We start from the raw sequence: 11,526 nt of genomic DNA on the forward strand, positions 1-11,526 counted from the left end.
GAATGACAAGGGTGGAAGGTTACCAAGATAAGAATAATTTTGCATCGCAACAATGCGCCGATGCCGTAGACAATGGATTGTTGCGCGCGTGGCCTCTTGCGCAACGAATTAAAATGTGCGTTTGCACAATCCCACGAAACCTGGTGGCGACGTCGCGCAGTTGCTGAAGGAAGCGGACTTTTGCCGGCTCTTTGGGAGAACTTTTTTGGGTCGCTCAAGGCTCCGCACGCAAGGCACTCGCGGCACTCGTCATACGGCATTCCCCGATTGCTCTTTTTCGGCCTGTAGCGCAGAGCTTTTTTATAAAGCGCGAAAAATTTTTGTTCTGTCGCGCGCCCGAAAGAAGGCGAGCGTCAGCCAACTTTCGCGCAGGGCGCCGCGCGACACTAATAAGCCGATGCGCCGACGCACCTTACAGAAGCCGAATATACTCAGCGATCAACAGTACTTTGCGGACCATGCATGCAGTTTCGTGACGAAGATGCGATACCCGCGCTCGAGTGCCGCGGGCTGAGCAAGAAGTACGGCAGCGGTCGAGTCGTACTCGCCAATCTGGATTTCACGCTCGCGCCCGGCGAATTCGTGGCGATCATGGGCGACTCGGGCGTCGGCAAATCGACGCTGCTCAATCTGATCGCCGGCCTCGATCAGGCGGACAGCGGCGAGGTGATGATCGGCGGTGCTGCCGTTTCGCGTCTGGATGACAATGCCGCGACGCGTTTGCGTCGCCAGAAACTCGGCTTTGTCTTTCAGGCCTTTCACGTGCTGCCACATCTGACGCTTGCGCAGAACGTCGCATTGCCGCTGCTGTTAAACGAACTGCCCGTTTCCGCCGCGCTCGACATGCTCGCGGCAGTCGGGCTCGAAGGCCGTGGCGACGATTTTCCGCGGCAACTGTCGGGCGGCGAACTGCAACGCGTTGCCATCGCGCGAGCCCTCGTGCATCGCCCTACTTTGATTCTCGCCGACGAGCCGACGGGCAACCTCGACCCCGACACCGCACATGGCGTGCTCGCGTTATTTCGCGCGCAAAGCAAGGCGACCGGCGCGGCCACGATGATGGTCACACACTCGCAGGCTGCGGCCGCGATTGCCGATCGCATCCTGATTCTCAGCGACGGCGCCTTGCATCCCGCATCGCAAGCGCAGGCGCGTTCAGGCGCGGAATACGGCTCGCAACCTGCAGCGCGTTCAGTCGATGACGCCCGCTGATTCGTACCGCCCCGCGCGCACGCGCGGGCATCGCACTCTCACGCGCTGGCTGCTCGGCGCCGAATGGCGCAGTCATCGCGGACGGGCACTCGTTGCAATTGCAACGATCGCGCTCGGCGTGGCGCTTGGCTATGCAGTGCAACTCATCAACAGTGCAGCCTTCAACGAGTTCTCCGCTGCGGCGCGCAGTCTTTCGGGCCAGGCAGATTTGCAAGTACGCGGCGCACAACCTCTATTCGACGAGTCCATTTATCCGCGCGTGGCCACAAGAGCGGGCGTCGCACTCGCGAGCCCCGTACTGGCGCTCGACGTCAGCGTGCATGAATATAACGCCGCGTTGCCGGTGCTCGGCATCGACGTGTTCAGGGCGAGCCGCATTGCGCCGGATCTGATCGGCGTTCCGTCAGCCGCGCAGCCGCTCGACACGCTCGCCTCCGACGCCGTGTTTCTCTCCACCGCCGCGCAGCAATGGCTGCATGTGAAGACGGGCGATCAGGTCGTGCTGCAAAACGGCACCGCGCTCGTGCATTTGCGCGTGGCCGGCGGCATCGCCAGAACACGGCCAGGGCAACGGCTCGCCATCATGGATATCGCGGCCGTTCAGTGGAAATTCGGCAAGGTCGGCAAACTGTCGCGCATCGACGTGCAGCTCAAACGTGGCGTTGATCGCGAGCGCTTCAAGCGCGATCTGCAGAAAGAGCTAGGTAGTCAATGGATCATTGCGCAAACGCGCGACGTCGAAAGCCGCACTGACAGACTCTCGCGTGCCTATCGAATCAACATGAACGTGCTCGCACTCGTCGCGCTTTTTACCGGTGCGTTTCTCGTTTTTTCGACGCAGGCATTGAGTGTCGTGCGTCGTCGTGCGCAGTTTGCGATGTTGCGCGTACTCGGACTGACATGCGGCCAGCTATTGCGTCAGATTCTCTTCGAGGGCGCGCTGCTCGGCTTGCTCGGTTCGCTATGCGGCCTTGCGCTGGGTTATGCGCTTGCTGCGGGCGCGTTGCGCTTTTTTGGCAGCGATCTCGGTGGCGGCTATTTTCCCGGCGTGCAACCGCAGGTCGGCTTCGAACCGCTTGCAAGCGCACTCTTTTTGACGCTCGGCATCGCGGTGGCTGTTCTCGGCAGTCTCGCGCCGGCACTCGAGGCGGCACGCGCACGGCCCGCGTCGGCACTGAAGGCAGGCGCCGAAGAAGGCGCGCTCGCGCGGCTCGCCACGCCGTGGCCTGCATTGCTATGCCTGCTGATCGCGGCGCTGCTGACGCAAGCGCCGCCCTGGTTCGACGCGCCCATTGGCGGTTATGTGGCCGTCGCGTTGTTACTTATCGGCGGCATTGCATTGATGCCGCGCGTGACCGCCCTTGTGTTCGGTGCAACGAGCCGCGGTTTGGCAATGCGGCCGCGCAGCGGCGTCGCGAGTACGCTTGCGCTCGCACGCCTTGCGAATGCGCCGGGCCATGCGTCGATTGCAATGGGCGGCGTGTTGTCGAGCTTCGCGCTGATTGTGGCGATGGCGATCATGGTAGCGAGCTTTCGTGTGTCCGTCGAAGATTGGCTCGTGCATCTGCTATCGGCCGATCTCTATGTACGGGTCGCACAGAACGGCGACACCGGCGGCCTCAGCGCCGATGAGCAGCGCCGGCTTGCAAGCGTCCCAGGCGTTGCGAGAGCGGCCTTTACGCGCGCGTCGCATATCACACTCGACCCCGCGCGGCCCGACATCGCGATACTCGCTCGCGAAATCGATGTGGCCGATCCTGGCGAGAATCTGCAAATGACGGGACCTGTACTCGGTATTCGTGATCTGCACGGCGACGAAACACCTGTTTGGGTATCCGAAGCAATGATCGATCTATACGGCTATAAGCTCGGACAGCGTGTTCACTTGCCGATTGGCGAGCGCGGACACGCGTTCGTCGTGGCCGGCGTGTGGCGCGACTATGTGCGGCAAAGCGGTGCCATTCAGATACGGCTCGCCGATTATCGCCGGCTCACCACCGACATGAGTGCGACCGATGTCGCGGTAAGCGTCGAACGAGGCGCGAGCGTCGAAAGCGTAATAGCCGGATTGCGCGCACTACCTTTCGGCGCGATGTTGCAGATCGTGCAGCCCGGCGACATTCGTGCGCGCACGCTCGTGATTTTCGACCGGAGCTTTGCGGTCACCTATCTTCTCGAGGCGGTCGCGATTGTTATCGGCTTGTTCGGTGTGGCCGCAACGTTCTCCGCACAGACGCTCGCGCGCGCTCGTGAGTTCGGCATGCTGCGGCATGTCGGTGTAACGCGCTCGCAGATCCTCGCAGTACTCGCACTCGAGGGCGGTCTGCTCACGGCATGCGGCATTGCAATGGGCTTCGTTCTCGGATTTGCGATCAGCCTCATTCTTGTATTCGTCGTCAATCCGCAATCGTTTCATTGGAGCATGTCGCTGCATGTTCCGTGGATTATTCTCGGCACCGTTGCACTGGTGATGCTGGCGTCGTCGTGCTCGACGGCCGTGCTCGCGGGACGCGGCGCGGTTTCCGTCGATGCGCTGCGCGCCGTCAAGGAGGACTGGTGATGCGAACGCGGCTGCGCTTCTCGTCGACGTGCGGACTCGTGCGGCGCGCGGCGGTTCTTCGCCTTGCGGTTGAGATCAGGCTTCGCATTGCGCGGTTTTGGCGTGTACGTCCGCGAGTTTCTGTCTTGTTCCTTTCTACCGTACTCACTGTTTCGCCAGCATTCGGCGCAGCGCCGGAGTTTGCCGTCGTCACGAAAGAACGTCCCATCGTGCTGCCGATGGACACTGGCGCTCACGCCGATTTTCGCACCGAGTGGTGGTACGCGACGGGCTGGCTCAACACGCCGGACAACAAGCCGCTTGGTTTCCAGATCACTTTCTTCCGGTCCGCAACGGGCCACGATGCCGCGGACCCGAGTACTTTTGCGCCTTCTCAATTGATCATTGCGCACGCGGCGCTGAGCGATCCGGCACTGGGTCATCTCGTGCACGATCAACGGATTGCGCGCCAGGGGTTCGGGCTTGCGTATGCGAAGCCCGCCAACACCGACGTAAAGCTCGATGCATGGAAAATCGTCCGTGCCGCGGATGGCCGCTACGATGTCGCCGTCGAGGCCGGCGAATTCACGTTGCATCTCACGCTAACACCGACACAGGCACCGTTGATTCAAGGCGAGCGCGGCTACTCTCGCAAGGGCCCGCGACCGGAACAGGCGAGCTACTACTACAGCGAGCCGCAACTGCGTGTGTCGGGCAGCGTCACAAGGCCTGTCACTGGAGGCGGTTCATCGCAATCCGTCACTGCGGTAACAGGCGTTGCATGGCTCGATCACGAATGGTCGAGCACCCTGCTCGATGCGAATGCAGTGGGATGGGACTGGTTGGGCGCTAATCTGTTCGACGGATCGGCTTTAATGGCCTTCAAGGTGCGCGGCCGCGACGGACACGCTATTTGGGCGCACGCTGCAATGCGCGATCGGGATGGACATGTCACGACTTTCGCCCCGAACGAGGTCGAGTTCACGCCGCGCCGCACATGGCGTTCACCGCGCACGAACACGCCGTATCCGGTCGCGATGACGGTGAGGACCGACGCGCTGACCTGGCAGCTCGATCCGCTGATGGACGATCAGGAACTGGACTCGCGGCAGTCCACCGGCGCGGTGTACTGGGAAGGCGCGGCACGGGTGAGCCGCAATGGCGCGGAGCTCGGGCGGGCGTATCTGGAACTGACCGGCTATGCGGGCGCGATGCGCATGGGCGGGCCGTGACGGCGCCGTATTTTCCAGCGCCGTAAACGCAGAAACCCCACCTTTGTGGGGTGGGGTTTCTGACACTGCTGGGGAGCCTGACGATTACCTACTTTCACACGGGTAATCCGCACTATCATCGGCGTGGAGTCGTTTCACGGTCCTGTTCGGGATGGGAAGGGGTGGGACCGACTCGCTATGGTCATCAGGCTTTGACGGGTTGCTGTAGCGCTCAGGGAGCAGTACAGCCAATCGGGAAGAAGTAGCTGAGAGGATGCCTCTCGTTTTGCACGTCTATGCGTGCGGGCTGTGCTGTTTCTGGCACAACATCGATCACTCAACCGTGTGTGGTCTGCATAAGACCCTGCGCGTGGCGCAGGGTGGGGCATCCATAAGTGCTGAAGCACTAACGGCTGCCGACACACACCTGTTATAGGATCAAGCCTTACGGGCAATTAGTATCAGTTAGCTGAACGCATTACTGCGCTTACACACCTGACCTATCAACGTCCTGGTCTTGAACGACCCTTCAAGGGGCTTAAAGCCCCGGGGATATCTCATCTTAAGGCGAGTTTCCCGCTTAGATGCTTTCAGCGGTTATCTCTTCCGAACATAGCTACCCGGCGATGCCACTGGCGTGACAACCGGTACACCAGAGGTTCGTCCACTCCGGTCCTCTCGTACTAGGAGCAGCCCCCTTCAAATATCCAGCGCCCACGGCAGATAGGGACCAAACTGTCTCACGACGTTTTAAACCCAGCTCACGTACCTCTTTAAATGGCGAACAGCCATACCCTTGGGACCGGCTACAGCCCCAGGATGAGATGAGCCGACATCGAGGTGCCAAACACCGCCGTCGATATGAACTCTTGGGCGGTATCAGCCTGTTATCCCCAGAGTACCTTTTATCCGTTGAGCGATGGCCCTTCCATACAGAACCACCGGATCACTATGACCTGCTTTCGCACCTGCTCGACTTGTCGGTCTCGCAGTTAAGCACGCTTATGCCATTGCACTATCAGCACGATTTCCGACCGTACCTAGCGTACCTTCGTACTCCTCCGTTACACTTTGGGAGGAGACCGCCCCAGTCAAACTGCCTACCATGCACTGTCCCCGATCCGGATTCACGGACCAGGGTTAGAACCTCAAACAGATCAGGGTGGTATTTCAAGGATGGCTCCACGCAAACTGGCGTTCACGCTTCACAGCCTCCCACCTATCCTACACAGACCGGTTCAAAGTCCAATGCAAAGCTACAGTAAAGGTTCATGGGGTCTTTCCGTCTAGCCGCGGGGAGATTGCATCATCACAAACACTTCAACTTCGCTGAGTCTCGGGAGGAGACAGTGTGGCCATCGTTACGCCATTCGTGCAGGTCGGAACTTACCCGACAAGGAATTTCGCTACCTTAGGACCGTTATAGTTACGGCCGCCGTTTACCGGGACTTCAATCAGGAGCTTGCACCCCATCATTTAATCTTCCGGCACCGGGCAGGCGTCACACCCTATACGTCCACTTTCGTGTTTGCAGAGTGCTGTGTTTTTATTAAACAGTCGCAGCCACCAGTTTATTGCAACCCCTTCACCCTTCTGGCGCAGGCCAGTCAGGCTACAGGGGCGTACCTTATCCCGAAGTTACGGTACCAATTTGCCGAGTTCCTTCTCCCGAGTTCTCTCAAGCGCCTTAGAATACTCATCTCGCCCACCTGTGTCGGTTTGCGGTACGGTCACTGTTGAACTGAAGCTTAGAGGCTTTTCCTGGAACCACTTCCGATTGCTTCGTCTCCGAAGAGACTGGCCTCGCACCCTTGAATTCCGCGCCCGGATTTGCCAAAGCGCCTTCTCCAATGCAAGGACCGGGACTTCCAACACCCGGACAACCTTCCGCGATCCGTCCCCCCATCGCATTCAACACTGGTGCAGGAATATTAACCTGCTTCCCATCAGCTACGCATTTCTGCCTCGCCTTAGGGGCCGACTCACCCTACGCCGATGAACGTTGCGTAGGAAACCTTGGGCTTACGGCGAGGGGGCCTTTCACCCCCTTTATCGCTACTCATGTCAGCATTCGCACTTCCGATACCTCCAGCACACTTTCCAGTGCACCTTCGCAGGCTTACGGAACGCTCTCCTACCATGCACATAAATGTGCATCCGCAGCTTCGGTATATGGCTTAGCCCCGTTACATCTTCCGCGCAGGACGACTCGATCAGTGAGCTATTACGCTTTCTTTAAAGGATGGCTGCTTCTAAGCCAACCTCCTGACTGTTTTAGCCTTCCCACTTCGTTTCCCACTTAGCCATATTTGGGGACCTTAGCTGGCGGTCTGGGTTGTTTCCCTCTTGACACCGGACGTTAGCACCCGATGTCTGTCTCCCGTGATTGCACTCTTCGGTATTCGGAGTTTGCTATGGCGTAGTAATCCGCAATGGACCCCACAACCATGACAGTGCTCTACCCCCGAAGGTGATACACGAGGCACTACCTAAATAGTTTTCGGAGAGAACCAGCTATTTCCAGGTTTGTTTAGCCTTTCACCCCTATCCACAGCTCATCCCCTAACTTTTCAACGTTAGTGGGTTCGGACCTCCAGTACGTGTTACCGCACCTTCATCCTGGCCATGGATAGATCACCTGGTTTCGGGTCTACACCCAGCGACTGAACGCCCTGTTCGGACTCGCTTTCGCTACGCCTGCCCTAATCGGTTAAGCTTGCCACTGAATGTAAGTCGCTGACCCATTATACAAAAGGTACGCCGTCACCCTCTTGCGAAGGCTCCGACTGTTTGTATGCATGCGGTTTCAGGATCTGTTTCACTCCCCTCCCGGGGTTCTTTTCGCCTTTCCCTCACGGTACTGGTTCACTATCGGTCGATCACGAGTATTTAGCCTTGGAGGATGGTCCCCCCATCTTCAGACAGGATTTCACGTGTCCCGCCCTACTTGTCGTACACCTAGTTCTTCCTCGCTGTTTTCGTCTACAGGGCTATCACCTGCTATGGCGGCACTTTCCAGAGCCTTCGACTAACAATGAAGATAAAGAGTACAGGCTGGTCCCATTTCGCTCGCCACTACTCTGGGAATCTCGGTTGATTTCTTTTCCTGCGGTTACTTAGATGTTTCAGTTCACCGCGTTCGCTTCGCATGGCCTATGTATTCAGCCACGGATACCTCAAAAGAGGTGGGTTTCCCCATTCGGACATCTACGGATCAAAGCTCGTTTGCCAGCTCCCCGTAGCTTTTCGCAGGCTACCGCGTCCTTCATCGCCTGTGATCGCCAAGGCATCCACCACATGCACTTGTTCGCTTGACCCTATAACGGGTGTGTCTTCTCGGCCAGTGTTAGTGCTTTAGCACTTACTCTGGCCCGATCCCCGAAGGGGACCAGCGATCCGATCACTCGCTACAGGTTGAGTATTCGTGTTGCGCCGTATTCCAAGAGCAATCTTTCGATTACCTTTAAAATACATCGATACAATCACAACCCTGATTCACCTACTCGCACACCCATCTCTAAGTATGCTTTCGTGAATCTCTTTACTACTTCTTCCTGATTGTTAAAGAACGACAGCCGATATAAAGCTCTGCTTCATATCACTTGCTGACTGGCTCAATCGCCAATGCACAACGCTCTGCCTGTTTCACAGAACGCTACGCATTGAGGATTGGTGGAGGATGACGGGATCGAACCGACGACCCCCTGCTTGCAAAGCAGGTGCTCTCCCAGCTGAGCTAATCCCCCCGGTCATACAGAGATCGCAGGAGTCACAGCCGACCAGCTCACCAGACATGACATGGTGGGTCTGGATGGATTCGAACCATCGACCCCCGCCTTATCAAGACGGTGCTCTAACCGACTGAGCTACAGACCCCTGAGTCTGTCTGCGTTTCTTCACTACAGCCGATAAGCGTGAGCGCTCAACGTTTGACACGTTCAGCTCTGGAAAGGAGGTGATCCAGCCGCACCTTCCGATACGGCTACCTTGTTACGACTTCACCCCAGTCATGAATCCTACCGTGGTGACCGTCCTCCTTGCGGTTAGACTAGCCACTTCTGGTAAAACCCACTCCCATGGTGTGACGGGCGGTGTGTACAAGACCCGGGAACGTATTCACCGCGGCATGCTGATCCGCGATTACTAGCGATTCCAGCTTCACGCACTCGAGTTGCAGAGTGCGATCCGGACTACGATCGGTTTTCTGGGATTGGCTCCACCTCGCGGCTTGGCGACCCTCTGTTCCGACCATTGTATGACGTGTGAAGCCCTACCCATAAGGGCCATGAGGACTTGACGTCATCCCCACCTTCCTCCGGTTTGTCACCGGCAGTCTCCCTGGAGTGCTCTTGCGTAGCAACTAGGGACAAGGGTTGCGCTCGTTGCGGGACTTAACCCAACATCTCACGACACGAGCTGACGACAGCCATGCAGCACCTGTGTTACGGCTCCCTTTCGGGCACATCCACCTCTCAGCGGACTTCCGTACATGTCAAGGGTAGGTAAGGTTTTTCGCGTTGCATCGAATTAATCCACATCATCCACCGCTTGTGCGGGTCCCCGTCAATTCCTTTGAGTTTTAATCTTGCGACCGTACTCCCCAGGCGGTCAACTTCACGCGTTAGCTACGTTACCAAGCCAATGAAGGCCCGACAACCAGTTGACATCGTTTAGGGCGTGGACTACCAGGGTATCTAATCCTGTTTGCTCCCCACGCTTTCGTGCATGAGCGTCAGTATTGGCCCAGGGGGCTGCCTTCGCCATCGGTATTCCTCCACATCTCTACGCATTTCACTGCTACACGTGGAATTCTACCCCCCTCTGCCATACTCTAGCCCGCCAGTCACAAATGCAGTTCCCAGGTTAAGCCCGGGGATTTCACATCTGTCTTAGCGAACCGCCTGCGCACGCTTTACGCCCAGTAATTCCGATTAACGCTTGCACCCTACGTATTACCGCGGCTGCTGGCACGTAGTTAGCCGGTGCTTATTCTTCCGGTACCGTCATCCCGCCCGGATATTAGCCAGGCGGTTTTCTTTCCGGACAAAAGTGCTTTACAACCCGAAGGCCTTCTTCACACACGCGGCATTGCTGGATCAGGCTTGCGCCCATTGTCCAAAATTCCCCACTGCTGCCTCCCGTAGGAGTCTGGGCCGTGTCTCAGTCCCAGTGTGGCTGGTCGTCCTCTCAGACCAGCTACAGATCGTCGCCTTGGTAGGCCTTTACCCCACCAACTAGCTAATCTGCCATCGGCCGCCCCTGTAGCGCGAGGTCCCGAAGGATCCCCCGCTTTCCTCCGCAGAGCGTATGCGGTATTAATCCGGCTTTCGCCGGGCTATCCCCCACTACAGGACACGTTCCGATGTATTACTCACCCGTTCGCCACTCGCCACCAGGATTGCTCCCGTGCTGCCGTTCGACTTGCATGTGTAAGGCATGCCGCCAGCGTTCAATCTGAGCCAGGATCAAACTCTTCAGTTCAAACCTGTTACTGTTTTCGGGCTCTTTCGAACCCGGTCGCTCACTCAACGTACTGACGAAGTGTCTAACCATCTCTCGATGGCCAAACCTTCCTTTCATTACTGTGTGAGACTTGATACTTTCGCTTTACCGCCAGATTCCGGAGTTAAACCCCGCAACCCGGCGCGCGTCGCGCATCAAGCGCCCACACTTATCGGCTGTTAGTTTTTAAAGATCATTCGCTCAGAAGCTCTGCTTTCTTCGCGTCCGTCATCAAACGGGAGGCGAATTATGCGATGCGGTCCGCAACCCGTCAACCCCTTCTCTGCAATTATTTTCGAAAAGTTCAGAAGTGCAAGAAAAAGCGGCAACAAGCCGCACTCTTCTCCGGCGAATAGAATAGTTAGTTATCCAATGAAAATACTTGTCACTGAATAGCCGCCTCGTCGTCGGCAGATCTTCTCGCCCTTCAGCCGATCAGTTCTTCCGGCGTCAGGTGCCGCGCGCCCCAGGCGGTAGCCAGTCTCTCGCAGCGGCCAAGCCGTATCGTGCCGTGCTCGAAGTCGACGAATACGATCTCGTCCGCGTGAGGAGGCCGTGCCGCCTCATCTGTTGTGCGTCCATCGGTGAGTATCCACACCCAGCGCTGCTGCGCGGGCTTGCGCCGCGCGCTGCGCTCCAGCAGTTGCGTGGCGCACTGAACGCCCGCTGCGAACGGCGTACCGCCGCCACCGCCGACTGGCTCGAGCCATCGCTCGTTCCACCAGCGCGGCACGGCGGGACCGAAACGCAAATCCGCACCCGCTCCGCCGAAGCAGACTAGCGCAGCCTCCGCACGCATCGCGCTCGCGCGGTCGAACAGCGCAATCAGCAAACCCTTGGCAAGCGCGAGACGCTCTCCGGCCAGCATCGAGCCCGAACAGTCCAGCACGAAGCAATGCAGCACACCGCCGCGCGGTACATCACGCATGAAGCGCAGATCTTCGGCACTCAGCGCGCGCCGCCGTTGTTTCCCCATCGCGGCGAATGTCTGCGGCCATGCGATACGCCGGCTCGAATTACCACGCATCTCAAGACGCGCATCGCCACGTGAACGCAAGACCG

Annotated in this window: 4 protein-coding genes, 2 tRNA genes and 3 rRNA genes; 3 read left to right on the forward strand and 6 right to left on the reverse strand. The window is 58.2% G+C overall.

Annotation, left to right across the window (positions count from 1 at the left end):
* Positions 1-462 precede the first annotated feature (462 nt).
* The 3 genes from CUJ91_RS24235 to CUJ91_RS24245 are packed head-to-tail and all read left to right on the forward strand — an operon-like array spanning position 463 to position 4,983.
* Positions 463-1,212 carry an ABC transporter ATP-binding protein gene (locus CUJ91_RS24235; protein WP_114157349.1) on the forward strand — a complete coding sequence of 250 codons (750 nt, stop codon included), beginning with the start codon at positions 463-465 and terminating at the stop codon, positions 1,210-1,212.
* The gene (locus CUJ91_RS24240; RefSeq protein ID WP_114157350.1) at positions 1,199-3,772 is read left to right on the forward strand and encodes an FtsX-like permease family protein; all 2,574 of its coding nucleotides are present in this window, start codon (positions 1,199-1,201) and stop codon (positions 3,770-3,772) included. Before CUJ91_RS24235 ends, CUJ91_RS24240 begins: the two co-directional genes overlap by 14 nt.
* Positions 3,772-4,983 (forward strand): lipocalin-like domain-containing protein, encoded by a 1,212-nt coding sequence (locus CUJ91_RS24245; protein ID WP_114157351.1) that lies wholly within the window; start codon positions 3,772-3,774, stop codon positions 4,981-4,983. Before CUJ91_RS24240 ends, CUJ91_RS24245 begins: the two co-directional genes overlap by 1 nt.
* A 75-nt stretch (positions 4,984-5,058) precedes the next feature.
* On the opposite strand, the gene rrf is transcribed toward CUJ91_RS24245, so the two are convergent.
* From rrf to CUJ91_RS24275, 6 genes are all read right to left on the reverse strand, one after another.
* A 5S ribosomal RNA gene (rrf, locus tag CUJ91_RS24250) occupies positions 5,059-5,172 on the reverse strand.
* Positions 5,173-5,396: 224 nt separating this feature from the next.
* Positions 5,397-8,279 (reverse strand): 23S ribosomal RNA (locus CUJ91_RS24255).
* 353 nt (positions 8,280-8,632) lie between these two features.
* A tRNA-Ala gene (locus CUJ91_RS24260) sits at positions 8,633-8,708 on the reverse strand.
* A 53-nt stretch (positions 8,709-8,761) separates the two neighbouring features.
* Positions 8,762-8,838: transfer RNA gene (locus tag CUJ91_RS24265), tRNA-Ile, on the reverse strand.
* Between the two features lie 72 nt (positions 8,839-8,910).
* A 16S ribosomal RNA gene (locus tag CUJ91_RS24270) occupies positions 8,911-10,443 on the reverse strand.
* Together the 16S, 23S and 5S rRNA genes with 2 tRNA genes alongside form the textbook arrangement of a ribosomal RNA operon.
* Positions 10,444-10,891: 448 nt before the next feature.
* The gene (locus tag CUJ91_RS24275) at positions 10,892-11,491 is read right to left on the reverse strand and encodes a vWA domain-containing protein (RefSeq protein ID WP_044021377.1); all 600 of its coding nucleotides are present in this window, start codon (positions 11,489-11,491) and stop codon (positions 10,892-10,894) included.
* Positions 11,492-11,526 lie beyond the last annotated feature (35 nt).

The sequence above is a fragment of the Paraburkholderia graminis genome (assembly GCF_003330785.1).
GTDB classification, from domain to species: domain Bacteria; phylum Pseudomonadota; class Gammaproteobacteria; order Burkholderiales; family Burkholderiaceae; genus Paraburkholderia; species Paraburkholderia graminis.

Coding starts and splice junctions, on each gene's coding strand:
- CUJ91_RS24235 (WP_114157349.1), top strand. CDS start 463: ATGCAGTTTCGTGACGAAGATGCGATACCCGCGCTCGAGTGCCGCGGG.
- CUJ91_RS24245 (WP_114157351.1), top strand. CDS start 3,772: ATGCGAACGCGGCTGCGCTTCTCGTCGACGTGCGGACTCGTGCGGCGC.
- CUJ91_RS24275 (WP_044021377.1), bottom strand. CDS start 11,491: ATGCGTGGTAATTCGAGCCGGCGTATCGCATGGCCGCAGACATTCGCC.
- CUJ91_RS24240 (WP_114157350.1), top strand. CDS start 1,199: ATGACGCCCGCTGATTCGTACCGCCCCGCGCGCACGCGCGGGCATCGC.